This window comes from Kaistella chaponensis (assembly GCF_900156725.1).
GTDB classification, from domain to species: domain Bacteria; phylum Bacteroidota; class Bacteroidia; order Flavobacteriales; family Weeksellaceae; genus Kaistella; species Kaistella chaponensis.
The window spans coordinates 213,246-234,827 of record NZ_FTOI01000003.1 but is presented as its reverse complement, the minus strand read 5'-3'; the positions used below and the strand labels follow the sequence as shown (position 1 = coordinate 234,827).

19 protein-coding genes are annotated in these 21,582 nt (G+C 35.2%); 7 read left to right on the top strand and 12 right to left on the bottom strand.

What is annotated here, in order from left to right; all coding sequences use genetic code 11:
• Positions 1 to 57 precede the first annotated feature (57 nt).
• Positions 58 to 2,625, bottom strand: a complete 2,568-nt coding sequence (tamL, locus tag BW932_RS04785; protein WP_076385903.1) for a translocation and assembly module lipoprotein TamL — start codon at positions 2,623 to 2,625, stop codon at positions 58 to 60.
• Between tamL and BW932_RS04780 the strand changes: the two genes are divergently transcribed.
• A complete protein-coding gene (locus BW932_RS04780; RefSeq protein ID WP_076385901.1) occupies positions 2,611 to 3,339 on the top strand; it encodes a TrmH family RNA methyltransferase in 729 nt (242 codons plus the stop codon). The two genes, tamL and BW932_RS04780, sit on opposite strands and share 15 nt — an antisense overlap.
• Before the next feature lie 23 nt (positions 3,340 to 3,362).
• On the opposite strand, the gene BW932_RS04775 is transcribed toward BW932_RS04780, so the two are convergent.
• The 5 genes from BW932_RS04775 to porQ form a co-directional block, all read right to left on the bottom strand.
• The gene (locus tag BW932_RS04775) at positions 3,363 to 3,860 is read right to left on the bottom strand and encodes a phosphoribosyl-ATP pyrophosphatase (RefSeq protein ID WP_076385899.1); all 498 of its coding nucleotides are present in this window, start codon (positions 3,858 to 3,860) and stop codon (positions 3,363 to 3,365) included.
• Between the two features lie 4 nt (positions 3,861 to 3,864).
• Positions 3,865 to 4,173 carry a phage holin family protein gene (locus BW932_RS04770; RefSeq protein ID WP_076385897.1) on the bottom strand — a complete coding sequence of 103 codons (309 nt, stop codon included), beginning with the start codon at positions 4,171 to 4,173 and terminating at the stop codon, positions 3,865 to 3,867.
• 80 nt (positions 4,174 to 4,253) lie between these two features.
• A complete protein-coding gene (locus BW932_RS04765; protein WP_076385895.1) occupies positions 4,254 to 4,637 on the bottom strand; it encodes a YtxH domain-containing protein in 384 nt (127 codons plus the stop codon).
• A 103-nt stretch (positions 4,638 to 4,740) separates the two neighbouring features.
• Entirely contained in the window at positions 4,741 to 5,415 is a 675-nt protein-coding gene (gene cmk, locus BW932_RS04760; protein ID WP_076385893.1) for a (d)CMP kinase, read from the bottom strand.
• Positions 5,416 to 5,475: 60 nt separating this feature from the next.
• Positions 5,476 to 6,474 (bottom strand): type IX secretion system protein PorQ, encoded by a 999-nt coding sequence (porQ, locus tag BW932_RS04755; RefSeq protein WP_076385891.1) that lies wholly within the window; start codon positions 6,472 to 6,474, stop codon positions 5,476 to 5,478.
• Between the two features lie 134 nt (positions 6,475 to 6,608).
• On the opposite strand from porQ, the gene pyrH reads away from it, so the two are divergent.
• Positions 6,609 to 7,316, top strand: coding sequence for a UMP kinase (pyrH, locus tag BW932_RS04750; protein WP_076385889.1), 708 nt, complete (start codon positions 6,609 to 6,611; stop codon positions 7,314 to 7,316).
• A gap of 60 nt (positions 7,317 to 7,376) precedes the next feature.
• Positions 7,377 to 7,931 carry a ribosome recycling factor gene (gene frr / locus BW932_RS04745; protein ID WP_076385887.1) on the top strand — a complete coding sequence of 185 codons (555 nt, stop codon included), beginning with the start codon at positions 7,377 to 7,379 and terminating at the stop codon, positions 7,929 to 7,931.
• 91 nt (positions 7,932 to 8,022) lie between these two features.
• On the opposite strand, the gene BW932_RS04740 is transcribed toward frr, so the two are convergent.
• Positions 8,023 to 8,679, bottom strand: a complete 657-nt coding sequence (locus BW932_RS04740; RefSeq protein ID WP_076385885.1) for an NAD(P)H-binding protein — start codon at positions 8,677 to 8,679, stop codon at positions 8,023 to 8,025.
• Between the two features lie 110 nt (positions 8,680 to 8,789).
• Here BW932_RS04740 and BW932_RS04735 point away from each other — a divergent pair, with 110 nt between their 5' ends.
• Entirely contained in the window at positions 8,790 to 9,146 is a 357-nt protein-coding gene (locus tag BW932_RS04735; protein WP_076385883.1) for an MmcQ/YjbR family DNA-binding protein, read from the top strand.
• Between the two features lie 57 nt (positions 9,147 to 9,203).
• Here the strand turns inward: BW932_RS04735 and BW932_RS04730 are convergent, their stop codons facing one another.
• Entirely contained in the window at positions 9,204 to 10,124 is a 921-nt protein-coding gene (locus tag BW932_RS04730) for a bifunctional riboflavin kinase/FAD synthetase (protein WP_076385881.1), read from the bottom strand.
• A gap of 438 nt (positions 10,125 to 10,562) precedes the next feature.
• On the opposite strand from BW932_RS04730, the gene atpD reads away from it, so the two are divergent.
• Both atpD and BW932_RS04720 read left to right on the top strand, forming a co-directional pair.
• Positions 10,563 to 12,071 carry a F0F1 ATP synthase subunit beta gene (gene atpD / locus BW932_RS04725; protein ID WP_076385879.1) on the top strand — a complete coding sequence of 503 codons (1,509 nt, stop codon included), beginning with the start codon at positions 10,563 to 10,565 and terminating at the stop codon, positions 12,069 to 12,071.
• A gap of 83 nt (positions 12,072 to 12,154) precedes the next feature.
• Positions 12,155 to 12,436, top strand: a complete 282-nt coding sequence (locus BW932_RS04720; RefSeq protein ID WP_076385877.1) for a FoF1 ATP synthase subunit delta/epsilon — start codon at positions 12,155 to 12,157, stop codon at positions 12,434 to 12,436.
• A gap of 216 nt (positions 12,437 to 12,652) precedes the next feature.
• Here the strand turns inward: BW932_RS04720 and BW932_RS04715 are convergent, their stop codons facing one another.
• From BW932_RS04715 to BW932_RS04700, 4 genes are all read right to left on the bottom strand, one after another.
• Positions 12,653 to 14,848: a B12-binding domain-containing radical SAM protein gene (locus tag BW932_RS04715; protein ID WP_076385875.1), complete on the bottom strand. Its 2,196-nt coding sequence runs from the start codon at positions 14,846 to 14,848 to the stop codon at positions 12,653 to 12,655.
• 111 nt (positions 14,849 to 14,959) lie between these two features.
• The gene (locus BW932_RS04710; RefSeq protein ID WP_076385873.1) at positions 14,960 to 15,370 is read right to left on the bottom strand and encodes a GreA/GreB family elongation factor; all 411 of its coding nucleotides are present in this window, start codon (positions 15,368 to 15,370) and stop codon (positions 14,960 to 14,962) included.
• A gap of 81 nt (positions 15,371 to 15,451) precedes the next feature.
• Complete coding sequence (locus tag BW932_RS04705) at positions 15,452 to 16,726, bottom strand: aminotransferase class I/II-fold pyridoxal phosphate-dependent enzyme (protein ID WP_076385871.1); 1,275 nt, start codon at positions 16,724 to 16,726, stop codon at positions 15,452 to 15,454.
• 106 nt (positions 16,727 to 16,832) lie between these two features.
• Positions 16,833 to 17,870, bottom strand: coding sequence for a PLP-dependent cysteine synthase family protein (locus tag BW932_RS04700; RefSeq protein WP_076385869.1), 1,038 nt, complete (start codon positions 17,868 to 17,870; stop codon positions 16,833 to 16,835).
• A 221-nt stretch (positions 17,871 to 18,091) separates the two neighbouring features.
• On the opposite strand from BW932_RS04700, the gene BW932_RS04695 reads away from it, so the two are divergent.
• Complete coding sequence (locus BW932_RS04695) at positions 18,092 to 21,577, top strand: glycosyltransferase family 117 protein (protein ID WP_076385867.1); 3,486 nt, start codon at positions 18,092 to 18,094, stop codon at positions 21,575 to 21,577.
• Positions 21,578 to 21,582: the final 5 nt, after the last annotated feature.

Genomic DNA, 21,582 nt, shown 5'->3' with positions numbered 1-21,582 from the left:
ATTTTAACGAAAATTATGATGACTTTATTATCAAATTTTAGTTAAAAATATCAAATACTAAAAAGGATAACCAAACGCAAAGTTCACTACAGGCTGCAATGGTTTCCAATTTTTGATGACCCATCGATCTCCTTCAGGTTGGTTGGGATCATATACTTTGTACGCTGCATCTAGACGCAAAGTGATATATGCAACATTAATCCTTAAACCAATTCCGGTCCCGACTCCCATTTGCGATAAAAATTTATTGAATTTGAAATCATCAGCGAAACCATTATCTTTTAAGCTCCAAATATTTCCGGCATCCACGAAAGCTGCGCCTTCAAACATTTTAGTAAAAGGCATCCGGTATTCGATGTTGGTGGTGAGTTTGATATTATCCATAATATAGGAACGCACTTTTTCATCAAGTTGAGAATCTGCAGGTCCTAAACCGCCGAAAACTCGCCAAGCTCGGATATCATTGGAGCCACCATTAAAATAAGATCTCACAAATGGCATCGAAGTGGAATTGCCATACGGAATCCCAACGCCGATAAACTGGCGCAAAGCCAAGGTATGTTTGTTATTGAACAACCCAAAATATTTTCTGACATCAATATCGAATTTCACGAACTGAGAATAGGGGATATCAAAGATTGTTTTTGCTTTTCCGGAAACGACACCGTCAATTTTTTCCTTGTTGTTGAAAATACTGAAAATATTTCCTGCTGATTCTACTTTCGCATTGAGGTAGAAAGGATTTGGACGGTCTTTTTTCCCGATTTCATTGTAAATAAAGTTATAAATCATCGACGAAATAAGGACATCTTGCGTTTGTCGGTCTTTATTGATTAGGGATTGCAAAAAGGTGTTGTAGAGGGTTAACTGATTTCCGGAGAGAGAATTTTGGTAGTTGCCGTCGCTCACAATTAATGCTGATAAATCATCAGAACTGATCTTGTTGTCGATAAAATCCTGGTACAAAGTGGGCGAATAATTTTGAAACAACTCATTCCGCACTTCGCGGTCGGCCGGAAAAAAATCGTAGTATTTGTCTTTATTTCGCGTAAGACTCAGTTGACTGTTAAACAAAGACAGGCGATGCGAAACGATATCGTTCACATTGGCGAAATAATTCAAGCTTCCATTAAAGTTGATCCTTCCCAAACCAATATTATCCTGAATTGAAGTTCCCAAGATAAGGGAGGAATTGGGTGAATATTTTTTGGGAATTAGTTTCCAGGTTTTAAAAGGCAGTAAAAGACGTGGGAAGCTGAGGGAAACTTGTGCAGAAATTTCGTAGGCCAAATCTCGTTTACTCGGATCTTTCGTGCTCGTTACAGAACCAAAAGTACCGGCAAGACTTGTTGTTAAATTTTCTGCACCTCCAAAAACATTTCGACTGGTAAGATCAACCGAAGGTGAAACCCCAAAATTTAGAATTTGCGAATAGTTAATATCGGTAGAAACTTTGAGATCATATTTGGAAAGAGGAGCGAGGTAATAGCTTACATCTAAAATACTGTCGTTTTCTTTGCGTAGATCTTCGTTATATTTGATGACGCTGAAATTGTTCATTGCAGCAATATTCCTTTTCGTAAGATCTAGATTTCTTTGGTCATAAATTTCGCCTTTCTTCAAAATAATAGGTCTCCATAAAGACATTACTTTATACTGGTCATCTAATTTATAAAAATTGATTCCCAAAAGCGAATCTTTCACCGTGTTGGTTGTATCTGAAAGTTTTTCCAAAAGATGAACTTTGATGTCGCCAATTGTGGTTTGTTTGAAAGGGGAGTCCACAGAATCCTTGTGAATATCCATTGTGAGCGGCACATTTTTTCGGCTTTGAAGGGTATCTGCAGTAAAATAAATGTCTTCGTTGGAATTGTTGAATTTATAGTAACCCCGACTTTTCATCAAATCGGTAATTCTTTTAACTTCTTTCTCTAAAACGCTTTGATCTAAAATATTCTTACCTCTGACGAAACTTTCATTCAGATCTTCTTCATAAATCGATTTGATGTTTGGATCTGGAATATTGTAGTAATAATCGCTGATTTTTGTAGGATCTTTATGCGTGATCAAATAATTGGCTTTTGCTTTTTTCGCCGTAGAATCTAAATCGGTGCTGAATTTCACATCGGTGTCCCAATATCCTTTGTAGACTAAGAATTTACGGATGGAGTTCGCGCTGGTTTCTGTCTTTCCCTGATCCAAAATTACAGGAGGTTGACCAATATTGTGCATGAATCTTTCGAAAAACAAACTTTTGCCAAGGTATTCTGGATGTTCGTTTCTGACAAAAAGAGAATCCCGAAGTTTCTGATTTCTCATATCCGGTGGATACGTCAAATACTCATTTAAAATAGAATCATACTTTGGACTGGTCGAATTATAAAACCAAAGTCCGATGGGAAGAAGAAACAGGGCTTTTTTATTAGGCTTTTGACTCACATAATTGGGAATGTCATCATCATGAACCTTGCCGTCTTGAAACTTAAAATTGTTTTTTATCAAAAGAAAATCACCTTCGGGTACTTTTTTTGTCGTGCTGCAAGCATAGAGAAACAGTACAGTAATTGCAGATGAAAAAAATAAGTAATACTTTTGAAAATATTTAGAAAAATGCTTACGGCTCATAAAATAAAAATTTTACAGTCTTTAGACCAGAAGAAGTTCAGACAAAAATACAATTTGTTTTTGGTTGAAGGCAACAAAACAATCAAAGAAATACCTTCGTCGGGCTATAGAATCAAAGAAATATTTTCTGTTAATTCCGATTCTTTGTCGGTTGAATCTTCCTTAATTACCAAAATTTCACCTTCTGAATTAAAAAAAATCAGCTTTCTCCAACATCCGAAAGATTCTGTTGCAGTATGCGAATTAAAGGAGGAAAGAATTGTAGAAAACAATTTGACTCAATTGGTTTTGGATGGAATTCAGGATCCAGGCAATTTGGGAACGATCATTCGATTGGCAGATTGGTTTGGTATTCCGCAGATCATCTGTAGCGAAGATACTGTTGATTTGTACAATCCAAAGGTTATCCAGGCAAGTATGGGATCATTTTTGCGCGTAAATTTGGTCTATCAAAATTTAGAAAATTTCATGCATGAAAGTGATGCTGCCATTATTGGAACCGATATGGATGGTGTAAGTTTTTATGATTACCCATTCCCGACGCAATTTAATCTAGTCTTGGGAAATGAAGGAAATGGAATTCGCCCAGAAATAGAGAAATTACTCACCGATAAAATCACGATCCCACGATTTGGAAAATCACAAGCGACAGAAAGCTTAAATGTTTCGATGGCCGCTGGAATTATTTTGGGGCAAATATTTAGCAAAAAATAAAAACCGCAAAATTGCGGTTTATTTTATATCAATTGCTCAAAACTAGAGGTTGTTTTGCTTTTTTGGTAATTTTCTAAGTTTTCCCGAATATATTTGAGTGCAATTGGAGCTAAATAAATCAAAGCCAAACCAATCGCTTTCTTTTTCCAACTGGTGTTTTTTAAATTATTTTTTGCATAATTTCCTACAAAAGTTACGATGCCAATCTTTAGAGCGTTTTCAACGATGTTTTGTCCGGCACTGCTTTTCGCAAATCCGAGAACTGAATTTCTGCTGAGCAGAGAATCTTTCACATTGTTTGAAACCTCTTTTAAAATTTCCTGTGTTTTAATGCCTACTTTTTTTTCACCATCGGGAAAAATCTCTTCCTTAAGATATTTATCTGTAAAACCATTCGTAAGGACGCTCAAACTTTCTTTGGTATTTTCAAAAGTGAGCAGTTCTTCGATCTCCGAAATGTCTTTTTTTAATAAAGCCTTTTTTCGTCGAAGTTCTTCTAGGCTTTCGTATTGGTATGCCATAATATTAATCGTCTAAAGATTCAAGAATTTTATTTGCGACTCTATTTTTGATTGCTTTTCTGTTCATCAAAACGAGTGCTAAAATGATGAGAAAGCATCCTGCAACAATGAGTAAGCCGAAACCATAGTTATCGAGATAGGTCCCAATAAGAAAACCGAGGCCAAAGAGAAGAAGCAAAACAAAAAAGAGCAATGAAAACAAGGCTAAAACAATGTAGATTACTGTACCTAAAATGGTTACCGATTTTTCGGTAGCTTCTAATTTAAGTAAATCTGCTCGTTTGTAGGCATATTCTTTTAAAAGATTCAACATGCTTTAAATTTTTATAAAGTTACAAAAAAAAGGAACTTACCGTTAAGTTCCTTTTTAATAGAGAATAAAACGGAAATTAATTAAGATTTCAATCCGTCTAATTCATTTTCAACATCTTTTACTACTTCTGTAGTTTTTGCAATCGCTTGGTCTTTGTACTTGTCATAACCGTCTTTCACAGAAGTTACCACTTTGTCTGCAGTTTCTTTGAACTGAGAAGAAATGTTTCCGTACTGATCTTTTACTTTGGTTGTAACATCTTGGTATTGCTCTTTCGCTTTTTCAGAAACTTTTCCATATTGGTCAACTGCCTGATCTTTAAGATCACCTGCTTTTTCCTTGATTTTTTTTCTAGTTTCTTTACCTTCTTCCGGAGCGTAAAGCATTCCTAATACAACACCTGCTGCAGCACCTGCAAGTAAACCAGCTAAAACTCCTGCTGCATTATTTCCTTTTTTTGACATTTTATTAAATTTTAATAGTTAATATTTTAATGATATTTAATTTTAAACCCTTATAAAGTTACAATTTATATACCAATCCATCCAATAATTTTCTTAAAAGTTGTTAAATGTCATCAATTTGAGATAATATTAATGCAATCGTTTCTTTTTTAGACAAATGCGTATTGTCAATCAGAATAGCATCGCTCGCTTTTCGCAAAGGTGCCACTTCTCTTTCGCTGTCAATTTTGTCTCGATTAATTAAATTTCGCATGACAGCATTTTCATCGGTTTCAATTCCCAACGATTGCAACTCCAAAAATCTTCTTCTCGTACGCTCTTCAATACTTGCAGTGAGAAAAAATTTGTAATCCGCTTTGGGTAAAACGACGGTTCCTATGTCGCGTCCATCTAAGATTACACCTCCATTTTTGGCAATTTCTCGTTGTGTTTCCAAGAGGCAATCACGCACTTCTTTTTGGCAGGCAATCAGACTCACGTTCGCTGCGACGTCATTTCGTCTGATTTCATTCGAAATATTTATTCCGTTAAGAAACAGCACCAATTCCTGATCGATGGGTTTAAATTCAAGATGTATTTCATTTAATCTTGCAAATAATTGGGATAAATTAATTTCACCCTCATTATTCAAACAATTTTGAAGTGCGAAGTAGGTAATTCCTCGGTAAAGAGCACCTGTATCCATGTGAACAAGACCGAGTTCCTGCGCAATTATTTTAGAAATCGAACTTTTTCCGGTAGAGGAATAGCCATCGATAGCGATTACAGGTTTTCTCATGAAGCAAATTTCTTGATTTTTTTTGGAGAGGGCAAATTAATTGAGCTTTGGGTTAAAGAATTATCTTCGATTCCCACCCACTTCAATTAAATCTAAAGTAAGTCCAAACATGTTAACATTAGAAGAATTATGGTATCGAACATGGGAATAATCGAAACGGAATGAGGAAATTTTAATTCCAAAACCGGCAGAAAGTCCTGCGAAACTTCTCTGATCTAAGACCGCCAATTCATTTCCACGTTTTACATTATAACCAAAACGAATATTGAAATTCTGCTCTGGGAAAAGTTCTGCACCCACGGAGAAGTGATCGGCAAGTTTTCTTCCAAAGTTTACTTCCTGACCATTATTATTAAAATCTTGTGAAATATTTAATTTTTGTAAATCATGCGCGGTGATCGTTAAAGCTACTGGAAATTCATCTAAAATTTTGGTATATCCTAAATCGACCCGGAAAGCAACATTTTCGCGAACCCCATTAAAAGGTTTGAATTGGTAGCCAAAATTCCGAAAAACCAAAGCCAAGGTTTCCTTAGATTTTTGATTATGATAGGTGACTCCCGCAGTTCCAACGACTGCCATTGAGGTATAATTGTCAATTTTTGAACTGATAAAATTTGTTCCACCTGCGATCGTCCAATTTTCATCGAATTGATACGCGTAACCCAGTCCAACAGAAGCATCCATTGCGCCAAATTCACCATCGATGGTTGCGCTTTCGTCGGTTCGCGGCATTCGTCCGTAATCCATATATCTCGCATTAAATGAAATTAAATGCGCTTCACCAAGATCTTTAACAAAAGAAATTGTTCCATATTTAGAATCGGCGAGATAAGAAGCGAAATTTAAAGATATCATTTGATCCTGCTCCAAATTCATTAAACCTGGGTTTACCCCCGCAAAACTTACGTCGAAATCTCTAATAGAAACCGCATCACCACCCAATGCAGCTTGTCTTGCTGAAACAGGAATATTGAGAAAGGGATAAACGTTTTGCCCTTCCTGAGCAAACAAAATTATAGGTGAAAGTAAAAAATAAAGGAAGGTTGATTTTTTCAAATTTGTGTTTATTAGGACAAAAATAATTCTTTTATATAATTTCTGAAAATATTTCGCTGTAAATATAAATCTATTAACGAAATTATTTGGGTTTCCTTATATTTGCAGTGCAAAAAAAGTAATAAAGTAAAAAAATGAAATACAAAAGAATTCTTCTAAAACTTAGCGGTGAAGCTTTGATGGGAAACCGTTCATACGGAATTGATAATGATCGTTTAAAAGAATATGCTGCTGAAATAAGAAAATTAGTAGATATCAAATGTGAAATTGCCATCGTAATTGGTGGTGGAAATATTTTCCGTGGATTGGCAGGAGCTGCAAAAGGAATGGATAGAGTTCAGGGAGATTACATGGGAATGTTGGCAACTGTGATCAACGGAATGGCGTTGCAAGGAGCATTAGAAGACGCAGGAATTCACACCAGACTTCAGTCTGCCATTGAAATGGATAAAGTAGCTGAACCTTTTATTAAAAGAAAAGCCACAAGACATTTAGAAAAAGGCAGAGTAGTAATTTTCGGGGCAGGAACAGGAAATCCGTATTTTACAACCGATACCGCTGCAACTTTGAGAGCCATCGAAATTGGCGCAGATGTTATTTTAAAGGGAACCAGAGTCGATGGAATTTATGATTCAGATCCGGAAAAAAATGCAGATGCCATCAAATATAATTCTTTAACGTTCGAAGAGGTTTTCGAAAAAGGGTTGAAAGTAATGGATATGACCGCGTTTACTTTGAGCCATGAGAATAAATTGCCAATCATTGTTTTTGATATGAACAAAGAAGGGAATCTTTTGAAAATTGTACAAGGAGAAAATATCGGAACTTTAGTCAATATATAGTTGTAAAAAAAAATAAAAGCAGATAAACACGATATACTTTAAACTAGAAACAAAAAATTTATGGGAGATTTAGAGATGATCACAGATATGGTTAAGCAGGAAATGGATGCTGCTATCAAACATTTGGACCATGCTTTTCAGAAAATTAGAGCAGGTCGCGCTTCAACAACGATGGTTCAAGACGTGATGGTAGAGTATTACGGCGCACCAACTCCATTGAATCAGGTTGCAAACGTGATGGTTCCCGATGCAATGACGATTTCTATTCAACCGTGGGATAAAACTGCGATTGGAGCAATTGAAAAAGCAATTATCAATTCAAACCTAGGATTTGCTCCGATGAACAACGGAGAAAATATTACTCTGAATGTTCCTCCTTTAACGGAAGAACGACGACGTGAGTTGGCGAAAAACGCAAAAGGTGAATCAGATGCAACTAAAATTACCATCCGAAATGCAAGACAGGAAGGAATGAAAGATCTAAGAAAATTAGATGGAGTTTCTGAAGATTTAATTAAAGATGAAGAAGCTAAAATTCAACTTTTGACGGATAAATTCGTTAAAATTTGCGATGAACATTTGAAATCGAAAGAAGCAGAAATTATGAAAGTATAATTTCACTTGATCCTATAAAAAAAGCCGTTTCAAATACGTTTTGAAACGGCTTTTTATTTGGTGAGCTTTAAAATTGCTTCATTTTTTATTTTCAAAGCTTACCTTTCTCCGCAAAACTGAAAATACTTCCCAACTTTATTTTAGAATAACTGTTTGATTTTATTTTAGATGAATTGATCATTGCTTTCGCTAAAACTTTGGTAGGCAAAGGTTTTTGACTCTTAAACATTCCCAATTTATTCGCCAATTTAATTATTTTTCCGCCCAAAACTTCTCCCATTCTTTCGGTCTCTTTTCTTTCGAGCATTCCGGGTTGAAATATGGTTATTTTATTGAAATGGAGCGCTTTTACACTTTGCTCCAAATCACCTTTCATTTTAGAATAGAAAATTTTCGATTTCGAATCAGCGCCATAGGAAGAAACTAACACATAATCTTCAACATTATTTTCTCTCGCACTTTTCGCAAAATTGTATTGGTAATCGTAATCTACTTTTCGCTGAGCTTCCTTACTTCCTGCAGTTTTCAAAGTTGTTCCCAGACACGAAAAAGCAACATCTCCTTTTACCAGATCTTTCCATTCATCGGGTTTTTCAAAATCGACGATATGCGTTTTCAATTTTGGATTTTGTATTGTTACCGGTTTTCTTACGAAAACATCTACTTCTTTAAAATCGGGATCACTCAGCAGTTGAGTGACCAAATCTTTCCCTGTAGCGCCAGTTGCGCCAATTACAAGTGCTTTCATATTTCGGATTTTAGCGATAAACAACGAGTGGTTTACAGCGTTTTTAATGTAATAAAATTACTAAATTTGTTTGAGAGTCCCATCGTGCTCTACGAATAACTTACAACAATATGAATGCCAACGAAATCCTCGAATATTGTCTCGCAGAAAAAAATGGAGTAGAAGAGACTTTTCCTTTCAATCCAGAAACCTTAGTTTTAAAAGTGGGTGGAAAAATGTTTTTGTTGATGTCTTTGGAGAAACAACCTTTAAGCATTGCCGTAAAAACCGATCCGGAATGGAGTGCAGAACTTCGCGAACAATACCCGCAAATTAATGGCGCTTATCACATGAACAAAACACACTGGAATTCGGTAATTTGTGAAGGTTTGAAGCAAGAATTAATCGTAAACTTAATCGATCATTCTTATGAATTAGTATTAAAAGCTCTACCTAAAAAAATTCGGGAAGAAGTTTTAAATTCTTGAAAAACGATCACGCAAATACTAAATGATTTAAAATTGAGAACGAATTTGAATCAAAAACTAAAACTGAAAATTTTCCGTCAGTTTTTTATCTTCATCCAATCTTTCAATCAATTTCTCCAGATTTTCAAATTTTATTTCATCGTGAAGAAACTCCCGGAAATTGACAGAGATTTCCTCACCATAAAGATCATCATTAAAATTTAAAATATAAACTTCCACAGAAACCAATTTACCATCAACAGTAGGGTTGGTTCCGATACTGAGCATTCCTTTTAAATGTTGCTTTTTCACAAAAACATCTACAATATAGGCGCCTTTTTTCGGTAAAAATTTCATAGAATTCACCGCAATATTTGCTGTAGGATAACCAATCGTTCTGCCGATCTTTTTTCCGTGAACAACTTCTCCTGAAACAGAATACGTATAACCTAACATTTCGTTGGCTTCTTTTATATTTCCGACCGACAATGCTTTTCTAATTTGGGTCGAACTGATGTGCCTTTCCTGAAAATCAACGGCTTCAACTTGTTGAACCTCAAATTCTAATTCTGTAGCCATTTTTTCTAGTAAGGAAAAATTACCACTTTTATTTTTACCAAAAGTATGATCGTGACCGATGATTAAATGTTTAACGTTCAGTTTTTCGACCAAAATTTGTTTTACAAATTCTGCACCTGTTAAATTGCGAAAATCTTCAGAAAAATCTTGTAAAATTAGATTCTGAATGCTATGTTTTTGGAGGAAATAGGTTTTTTCTTCAATCGTATTCAGTAATTTTAGATCGTCATTGGGATAGAAAATGGTTCTGGGATGCGGCCAGAAAGTGAGAATTGCAGATTCTAAATTTTTATCTTTAGCAACCGTATTAAGTTGATTAATAATAGATTGATGACCAATATGAACCCCATCAAACATTCCGATGGAAAGTGCCAAAGGAGTTTTTTGGTGATAATCTTGAAGATTTTTGATGATTTTCAAAAGAAGAAATTTTGATGCTGCAAAAGTATCTTTTTTTAATCAAATGTTAAAATGGTCTACGCAAAATTTCTAACCCTTCTTTTTTTATGAAAGTGCCCATAATGAGCAGTTTTTAGATCATTAAATACATTTTTTTTCTTTTCAAAATTGAATGATCAAGTTATCGCTCTCGCTTTCTAGGTTAAAATTAAGATTACATAATCAACTTTGATGGTTCTCTAATTCACATGATCACTTGTTAATATTAAACTTGTAACCATCAAATCGAGAAACCATTAGAAAGAAATTGGTATCAAATTAAAGCGGTCTATGATGGCTAGATTTTTTTGTTTTGAAAGATCCCAAAAATCAAAGAAAAAATATGATAAAAATCTTCTTTTGAACCAATTGCAGATTTGGGAACTTTCATTATATTTGCACTCAAGAAAAAATTTAGCAATGGCAAACCAAATTAAAGGAAAAATTTCTCAAATTATCGGTCCTGTAATCGATGTACTTTTTACAGATGCAGCAGAACTTCCAAGCATCTACGATGCATTGGAGATTACAAAAACTGATGGTAACAAAGTAATCCTAGAAGTAGAACAACATATTGGTGAAGATTCTGTAAGATGTATCGCAATGGATGCAACCGATGGTCTACAAAGAGGACAGGAAGTAATTTCTCAAGGAAAACAAATCACAATGCCAACAGGTGACGCCGTTTATGGCCGTTTGTTTAATGTGGTAGGTGATGCAATTGACGGGATTCAACAAGTTTCTAAAGAAAATGGTTTACCAATTCACAGAGAAGCACCTAAATTTGATCAATTATCAACCTCTGCTGAAGTTCTTTTTACTGGTATTAAAGTAATCGACTTGGTTGAACCTTATTCTAAAGGAGGTAAAATCGGTTTGTTCGGTGGTGCAGGTGTTGGTAAAACAGTATTGATCCAGGAATTAATTAACAATATTGCGAAAGGACACGGTGGTCTTTCGGTTTTTGCCGGTGTTGGTGAAAGAACGAGAGAAGGAAATGACCTTTTGAGAGAAATGCTGGAATCCGGTATTATTAAATATGGCGACGATTTCATGCACTCTATGGAAAATGGAGGATGGGATTTATCTAAAATCGATTTGGAACAAATGAAAGACTCTAAATGTACTTTCGTTTTCGGACAAATGAATGAGCCACCTGGAGCAAGAGCTAGAGTTGCTTTGTCTGGTTTAACAATCGCTGAATATTTTAGAGATGGAGACGGACAAGGACAAGGAAGAGACGTTTTGTTCTTCGTTGATAATATTTTCCGTTTTACACAAGCAGGTTCAGAAGTTTCTGCACTTCTAGGAAGAATGCCATCTGCAGTAGGTTACCAACCAACTTTGGCTTCAGAAATGGGTGCGATGCAAGAAAGAATTACTTCTACAAAAAATGGTTCAATTACTTCAGTTCAGGCGATCTACGTTCCTGCAGATGATTTAACAGATCCAGCTCCAGCTACAACTTTTGCTCACTTAGATGCAACTACAGTATTGGACAGAAAAATTGCTTCATTAGGTATTTATCCTGCGGTTGATCCTTTGGCTTCAACTTCAAGAATTTTGACGCCGGAGATTTTAGGTGATGATCATTATAACTGTGCACAAAGAGTAAAAGAAATTCTACAGAAATACAAAGCATTACAGGATATTATTGCGATTCTTGGGATGGAAGAACTTTCTGAAGAAGATAAATCAGCGGTTTATCGTGCAAGAAAAGTACAACGTTTCTTATCTCAACCTTTCCACGTTGCAGAACAGTTTACAGGTTTGAAAGGAGTATTGGTTGATATTAAAGATACCATCAAAGGATTCAACATGATCATCGATGGTGAATTAGATCACTTGCCAGAAGCTGCTTTCAACTTGAAAGGTACCATTGAAGAAGCAATCGAAGCTGGACAAAAAATGTTAGCGGAAAACGCATAATTAGAAATATAGAAAAAAGAAAAAAGAGGAAAGACATTTTTCACTCTTTTTTCTTTTCTCTTTACTCTTTAATCTGAGAAAAAATGAATATAAAAATATTAACCCCGGAATTTGTAGTTTTTGAAGGCGAAGTAAGTTCAGTTTTGCTTCCAGGAAAAAATGGCGACTTCCATATTATGAAAGATCACGCAGCGATCGTTGCTTCATTAATCGGTGGTAAAGTGAGAGTTTTCACCAACCAGATTGATGAGAACTTTGCAAGACATTTCACCAAAGAGAATGAAAAAGAAAGTGTATTTTCTTTCCCAGTGAAAAGCGGAGTGATCGAATTCAATAATAACAAAGGAATTATTCTCGCAGAATAATAAACTTTATTTCACTATATAAATCTCATTTAGAAATAAATGGGATTTTTTTTTGCATGCAACCTGTTTCAATGTTTGAGCAATAAAATCGCCCAGTTTTTCGCACAAAGTTGTACCCGTAATTTTCACGAGCCAGAAAAGTAAAGAGATTTTCGCAACTTTATTCAGGTGAAAATTCTTCTATTTTAATGCGTTTATTGATTTTAAAAGTGAAAATTACAAACTCAGAATTACACCATTTTCTTTCAACTGTTGCATCGGTTTTGAAAACCAAAACAATTCGAAGTCTTCAAAATTTTCTTCAAACTGATTTTTCAATTGTTGTGCGGTTATTTTTTTGGGATTTGCGGTAGAATTTTCGGCGAAAATCTTCAGGAGCCATTCTGCCTTTTCTTTTTCTAATTCGAATTTCACAATATTGGTTCGAAGATGGAAAATAAGTCTTGTAAACTCGAATGTTCCAACTTTGGTTCTTTTGGTGAGATTCTCTGTTTGGGGATTTTTATCCAAAAAAACTAACTTTGAATTCGCTTTAAAAACAAAATTTTCCTCCTCCAAAAGACAATCATGAATGTAATCGGGATGAATCGTAGTTTTCGGAATTTTGAAATCAAACCAATCTTTTAAAGGAAGATCGAAATTAATTCCGTGCATAAAATTGAAAAGAGATTTCTTTAGTCCAAAACTAAATTTGCTGTGGTCAATTCCGGTTTCATCGGTAAATTCAATATCATTATTGGCGAATTGTATTTCCTTTTTAAGAGGTTGAACTCCAAATTCTTGAGGATTTTGTCCGATTGGTGAATGTGCGGTCATCGAAAATTGATGCCAAAATCCACTTTGCAAAATTCCCATCTCAAAAAGTTGACGGACCATTTCTAATGAATCTACGGTTTCTTGCACCGTTTGCGTGGGAAAACCAAACATCAAATAGGAGTGAACCATAATTCCCGCTTCTGTGAAATTCCGCGTCACTTTTGCGACTTGTTCTACGGAAACTCCTTTATCGATTAACTTCAAAAGGCGATCACTCGCAACTTCCAATCCGCCGGAAACAGCGACACATCCTGAAATCTTTAATAAAAAACATAAATCACGACTGAAACTTTTTTCAAACCGAATATTCGTCCACCAAGTCACGACTAAATTTCTACGAAGAATTTCCAGTGCAACTTCGCGCATCAAAGCTGGAGGAGCCGCTTCATCTACAAAATGAAACCCAGATTCGCCTGTTTGTGCAATGAGTTCTTCCATTCGATCTACTAAAATTTTAGCAGAAATGGGTTCGTAAATTTTAATATAATCCAAAGAAATATCACAGAAAGTACATTTTCCCCAATAACAACCATGCGCCATGGTTAGTTTGTTCCATCGTCCGTCGCTCCATAAACTATGCATCGGGTTTGCGATTTCGATGACGGAAATATATTGGTCTAAAAGGAGATTGCTATAATCCGGAGTTCCTACAAAAGCTTGCTTATAATCAGATCTTGCCGTATTGTTTATATATTTTACCTCCAGATTTTCTAAAATAAAGGTTCTTTTGAATTCTGCTTCCGAAATATCTTTGTTTGAGATCGCATTTTCATACACCAATTCGAGGGGTAGTTCGCCATCATCTAAAGTGATATAATCGAAAAATTCGAAAACGCTGGCATCTTTCAATTCCCGCAATTCTGTATTCGGAAAACCACCTCCCATTGCAATTTTAATATTTGGATAGTTGGCTTTAATAAATTGCGCAGAGCGAAAAGCAGCATACAAATTTCCCGGAAAGGGAACGGAAAAACACACCAATTTTGGCTGAACAAGATCTAATTTTTCCTGTAAAATTTTTAAGGTAAATTCATCGGTAAAAGTATGTTGATCATTTAATTTTTCATACAATTCTTCGAAGGAATTTGCACTTTGACCAATTCTTTCTGCATACCGGCTGAAACCGAAATCTGCATCGATATTTTCAACCATATAATCTGAAATATCTTCTAAATACAAAGTCGCAAGATGTTTTGCTTTGTCTTGTAAACCCATGTTTCCGAACGCATATTCCATATCATCAAGTTGATTGAAACGTGATGCTTCCGGCAGAAAATTCATGCTGCAAATTTGTCTGGCTAAAGTTGGATTTTTATTCTGCAGAAAAAGAATAACCTGATCGATCGTCTTGATGTATTCTTCGCGTAAAGCAAAAATTCGTTTTGAGTTTTCCGATGTTCCTTCTAAGGAAGGCGTTTTTGAAAATATTTTCTCAATTCCACTTTTCGAAAATAATGCTAAAATAACCTCAATTCCAAGATCAATTTGATAACTTGAAATATTTTTGGTATTCAAAAAACCTTTTATATAAGCTGTTGCCGGATAAGGCGTGTTGAGCTGGGTAAAAGGAGGAGTGATGAGAAGGAGATCTTTCAATGAGAATTCTTTTTGCAAATTTATTTTAATTCTATGAACTTTTGGTTATTCAATTTTTAAAAAAGACCGTCAGAAAAATCTAACGGTCAAATATTTTGGTTTTCAAAATTATTATAAATCGAAATCACCTGCCGCTTCAGGTTGGTAAATAATTTCATCGATTACAATTTTTGTCATGCCGGAAGGAATGAGCCAATCGATTTCATCGTGAACACGGTAACCAATTAGAGCCGATGCAACCGAGGAAAAGATCGAAATTTTATTTTCTTTGATATTTGCCAAATGAGGATAAACAATTTGAAACTGAATGCTATTTGTATTGTGTTCAAAATGAATTTTTACAATCGAATTCATGGTAACCACATCTTTCGGAATATCTTCAGAAGCTACAATTTTGGCGCTGTGCAATTCTGCTAGTAATTGATCTGCATCTTCTTTTTTGATGGTATTTTTTAATTTTGCCTCTCGAATTGCTTGATGAATTCTAGTGCTGTCTTGTTTGGTGATGATGATTTGTTCCATAATTATGTTTTTAATTTGGGGTATAAAAAAACCGTTTGAATTTTTCAAACGGTTTATATTGAAATAAATCTTTGAAAAATATTATGCGTCTTTGAATCGAAGATTTTGCTCTTCTAACAATTTTTGCTCTTGGTCTTTGTAAAATCCAGAAACTAATTTTTTCTGAATCTCTTCAAAAGCTGCAAGAGTTTCATTAATTTCAGCATCAGTATGTGAAGCGGTAGGAATTAATCGAAGTAAAATCATTCCCTTTGGAATTACAGGATAAATGACGACAGAGGTGAAAACGCCGAAATTTTCTCTTAAATCTCTTGATAATAAAGTGGCTTCTACGGTTGAACCTTGCATCATTACTGGAGTTACGCATGTATTTGAGCCTCCGATATTAAAGCCTCTTTCAACAAGTCCGTTTTGTAATTTACGCACGTTTTCCCAAAGTTTTGCTTTGATTTCTGGTCTTGATCTTAATAAATCTAACCTTTTTAAACCACCGATCACCATTGGCATTGTTAAAGATTTTGCAAAAACCTGAGATCTCAAATTATATTTTAAAATCCTGATGATATCTGCGTCACCTGCGATGAATGCTCCGAAACCCGCCATTGATTTTGCGAAAGTAGAGAAGTAAACATCGATTTGATCTTGACAACCTTGTTCTTCACCAGCTCCGGCTCCAGTTTCACCTAAAGTTCCGAATCCGTGTGCGTCATCAACAAGAAGTCTGAAACTGTATTTAGATTTTAAGTCACAAATTTCTTTAATTTTTCCCTGCAAACCGCGCATACCGAAGACTCCTTCTGTAATAACCAAAATTCCACCGCCTTGTTCTTCTGCAACTTTTGTGGCGCGAATCAGATTTTTTTCTAAACTTTCGATATCGTTGTGTCTGTAAGTAAAACTTTTACCCATGTGCAAACGAACACCATCAACAATACAAGCGTGTGAATCGGCATCGTAAACGATAACATCATGTCTGCCGACCAATGCATCGATGGTAGAAACCATTCCTTGATATCCGAAATTTAAAAGATAAGCAGATTCTTTTTTTACAAATTCTGCCAATTCTCTTTCTAATTGTTGGTGTTGATCTGTTTCTCCCGACATTGCTCTGGCTCCCATTGGATAAAACATTCCATATTCGGCTGCAGCTTTCGCATCAGCTTCTAAAACTTCCGGATGGTTGCAAAGTCCCAAATAATCATTGGCACTCCAAAATATAACTTCTCTTCCCTGAAATTTCATTCTTGGTCCAATTGGACCTTCTAGCTTTGGAAAAACGAAATAACCTTCTGCATAATCTGCAAATTGTCCCAATGGACCTGGGTTTTCCCTAAGACGCTTAAAAATATCCGTCATTATTTTATCTTATTATTTTGTAATTTATGAAAAAAAAACTGAATTAATTTATATTAAAAAAAACCTTTCGCTAATTACAAAAAGGTTTTTAATTTTCTTTTAAATGCTATTTGATTACTTCTGTTTTGAAGACCTTTTCATCATTGAGAACATCGTTGTTCATAAAACCTTGTTCTGTCATCCATTCATCGCTGTAAACCTTGGTGATATATCTTGAGCCATGATCTGGAAAAATAACGACAACCACATCCTCTTTTGAAAACTCATGAGTAGTGGCATATTGCAGTAAACCTTGCACCACCGCACCAGTTGTATAACCTCCCATGATACCTTCCTTCAGAGCAATTTCGCGGGTTCTGTGTGCAGACAATTCATCATTAACCCGAATAAATTCGTCGATTTTATCAAATAAAAGGGCAGAAGGAATTAAATTTTTTCCCATTCCTTCGATTTGATAAGGATGAATATCTGAATGATTAATTGTTCCAGTCTCGTGAAAACCTTTTAAAATTGATCCAGAAGCATCTACACCGATTATTTTAATATCTGGATTTTTTTCCTTCAGAAATTTTGCTGAACCAGATAGTGTACCTCCAGTTCCTGTACATGCAATAAGATGAGTAATTTTACCTTCTGTCTGTTCCCAAATTTCAGGACCAGTCGATTGGTAATGCGCATCAATATTGAGTTCGTTGAAATATTGATTGATATATATAGAATCAGGAGTTTCGGCTGCTATTTTTTTTGCCACTTCATAGTAAGACCTTGGATCATCTGGTGCGACATTAGCCGGACAAATATAAACTGTAGCTCCTAATGCCTTTAAATAGGCAATTTTCTCTGCTTTTGTTTTGTCGCTAACTGCTAAAATACATTGGTAACCTTTGATAATAGAAACCATTGCAATAGAAAAACCGGTGTTGCCTGAAGTGGTTTCTACAATAGTAGAACCATGTTTCAGAAGCCCTTTTTTTTCTGCTGCTTCTATAATGTGCAGTGCGATTCTGTCCTTCGTGGAATGTCCAGGATTACAAGATTCTAGTTTGGCGTAAACCGTTGCAGAAATATCGTTGGTCACCCGATTTAATTTAACCAAAGGAGTATGACCGATTAAGCCAAGAATGTTACCGTAAACATGAGTCATTGTTTCATTTTTTCTCTAGAAAACTGTGTGCAAAAATACGAAAAATTTAATTATTCAACAATTTATGTCAAGTTATATGATATATCGCACCTTCTGTAAAAGTGTTTCAGGATTATTTTGATCGGCAGTCTGACAATAATCACGCCAAGTCATTTAAAATTTGTTAAAATATCCGAATAGTAACCTAAAATCCCTATTTTCGCATTATTGAATTTTTATCTATGAAAAACTGGTCTTTTAAACAGTGGAACACCCTTTTGGGATGGGTTGTTTTCGCTATTGCTTTTATTACCTATCTATCAACCTTGGAACCGAATTTCAGTTTTTGGGACTGTGGGGAATATATTTCTTCTGCCGTAAAATTAGAGGTTACGCATGCTCCTGGAGCTGCACTTTTTCAATTGGTAGGAGCAGTTGCTGCGCTATTTGCTTTTGGTAATGGAGAAAATTATTCCGTAGTTATCAATTCAATGTCGGCTCTTTTCAGTGCATTGACCATACTTTTCCTTTTCTGGACCATCACACATTTGGTCAGAAGACTTTTAAATAAAGACTTTGCAGAGATTACTGTACATCAAGAAATTTCAATTCTTTTTGCAGGAGTTGTTGGTGCTTTGTGTTTTACTTTTTCAGACACTTTTTGGTTTTCAGCGGTAGAAGGTGAAGTATATTCCATGACAAGTATGTTTATTGCACTTTTAGTATGGCTTATTACTAAATGGGAAAACGAATATCATGATGCTGATAACGAACGATGGATTATCTTAATATTTTTTATAACCGGTTTATCTGTAGGTGTTCACATGATGTGTATGTTGGCGATTCCCGCTGTTTGTTTAATGTACTATGCAAGAAATTATGAGTTTTCCTGGAAGAGTTTTCTCTGGGCAAATGTCTTTACACTCGTTATTTTAGGAGTTGTATTTAAAGGTATTTTTCCTCTAATAATGACTCTTTTTGGAAAAATGGAAATTTTCGCTGTGAATGGAATAGGTCTTCCTTTTCATTACGGAACCATTATCGCATTTTCTATTTTAGTGTCCTTATGTTACTTTGGGATTAAGTACGCGAAAAAATCAAAGAAAAACATTTATCAAACCATCGCTTTATCTGTGGTTTATATGATTATTGGTTTCTCTTGCTGGATGGTAATTCCGATTAGAGCCACGGCAAATCCGCCAATGAATTTAAATAATCCCGATAACGCCATCGGAATGTTAGATTATTATAATCGTGTACAATATGGAGATTGGCCAACTTCTTACGGTCAAAATTACACCGCTTATTTGGATGCCAATGGAATTCAGAAAAATGAAGATGGCAGTTATAAAACTGAAAAAACAGGAGATGTTTACGAAAAAGACGATAAAACGGGTACTTACCGAAGAGTAGGAGATCGTTTTAATTATGTTTTCAGCCATGATCATGTAAGCTTTATGCCGAGAATGTTTAATGAAGATAAAGATGTCATGGACAATTATATTTCGATGTATGGTGCTCCAGATTTCTCTTTTAATTATGACAATGAAGATATCGCAGACAATCCCGAAGCAAAGAAAATATTTGAGGAATTGCGCAAGAAATATGAAGAAGGATCCATCAAAGCAGACGATTATCTCCAAGTAAAAAAATATAATTTAATCAATGTTCAAAAACCTTCATTGGCACAAAACTTAGATTATTTTTTTACCTTCCAAAACGGATATTATTTTATGAGATATCTGATGTGGAACTACGTTGGTCGGCAAAATGACCTTGAAGGACACATGGAAAACAACAAAGGAAATTGGATTTCAGGGATTCCTTTTATCGACAATGCAATGTGGGGCGATCAAAGCAAAATGCCTGCGAAATTTAAAAATGAAAGCACGGTTGCCTTTTTCTTCTTGCCTTTGCTACTAGGAATTATTGGATTTTTCTTTCAACTGAAAAGAGACTTCGGTAGATTTTACGCAATTTTATCCTTATTTATATTAACCAGTGTCGGAATTGTATTTTACACGGGCGTAAAACCTTTCGAAGTCCGCGAAAGAGATTATGCGATGGTCGGCTCTTTCTATGCTTTTGCTATTTGGATTGGTTTAGGAGCGGGTGCCTTGCTTTGGTACCTTCAATCAAAAGTAAAATCGAATTCTATCAATATTGGCGCAGGAATTCTTCTTCTAGGCGTTCCATTGATGATGGGTTTTCAGAATTTTAATGTTCACGACAGAAGCAACCGATACACTGCTTATGATTATGCATATTCTTCATTGAAATCGTTGCCAAAAAATGATATTCTCTTTGTTTACGGTGATAATGATACCTATCCGATTTGGGGAATGCAGGAAACTTCCGGACTTCGAGATGATGTGAAAGTGGTGAATTTTACTTTGCTTTCTACACCTTGGAACATCGATCAGGTGAAACGCAGAACCTATAATTCGATGCCGGTTCCCTCTACTTTAAATCATGATGATTACCGGGACGGAACAAACGATCAGATTTATCTCATGACAAAAGATGATTGGAATAATGTGTTTGCAAACCTAAAAGATCAAGGCGCTCCTGAAACTACTTTTGCCGGTTTCCGGAAATTTCAGACTCAGGATTCGATGACTTTAAAAGATGCCATGAATTTTATCAAATTAAAATCTGCAGACAAAGACGAAATTCTAAAGCTTCTTTTTGGAGATGCCAAATATGAGAAATTCAATTTCTTACCTGTTTCTAAATTTGTATTACCTGTAAACAAAGCGAATGCATTAAAAGCAGGAATTATCGAAGCAAAAGATTTACCCGAAACATTAAATCAAATTACCATCGACTACAAAAGCAATAGCATGTTTAAAAACAATCTGCTTATGCTAGATATTTTGGCCAATTTCGATTGGAAAAGACCTATCAATTTCTCTTCAGGTGGAATTTACGATCCAGAAAACATTTTCTATCTCGGTGATTATTTGCAGTATGATGGTTTCAGTTATCGATTAGTTCCGATCGAAACTCCTGAAAGGGAAGATGGAGAAATGGGTAGAGTAGACGCCAATTCTTTATACAAAACCATCAAAAATTTCAAATGGGGAAATTTCAAAGACCTAAAAGTTCATTTTGATGAAACCTGTACACAAAACATTGTGAGTTACCGTGGTTCAGTAAGTCGCGCTGCAGAAGCACTTTCTCTTTCCGGACAAAATGCAAAAGCGGTTGAATTGCTGGATTTGGTGTCAAAGGAAATTCCCGTTGCAAAATACGATGATCCGAGATCTTTGAGTTCAATTGTTTATGGTTACATCGTTTCCGGACAAGAACAAAAAGGTCTGAAACTGGCGGAAGAACTCAAAAAAGGAATTTTCACCGAATACGATTATTACAACAGCTTGTCGCCAAGCGAACAACGATTCGTAGCAAGACAAATGCGAACAAAACCAATGGAATATTCATTAATTGTTGGTGCCGTTTCAGATGCTTACAAAAAAATTGGACAATCAGAAAAAGGATATGATTATTTGGTAAAATCTATAGAACCTATCGATAAACGTTTCAATACTTTTGTGAAAGATTTGCAAACAATGGGCAAAGAAAAAGCCATCATACAATCGGAAAATGTGCAGAAAATAACGCCATTCTATACTTATATTTTTGATGTGATGAAACCTTATGATTCTACTTACGCCAAAGAAAAAGAAGAGCAAATCACAAGTGCAATTATTAAAGCGACTCAATAGTTTGA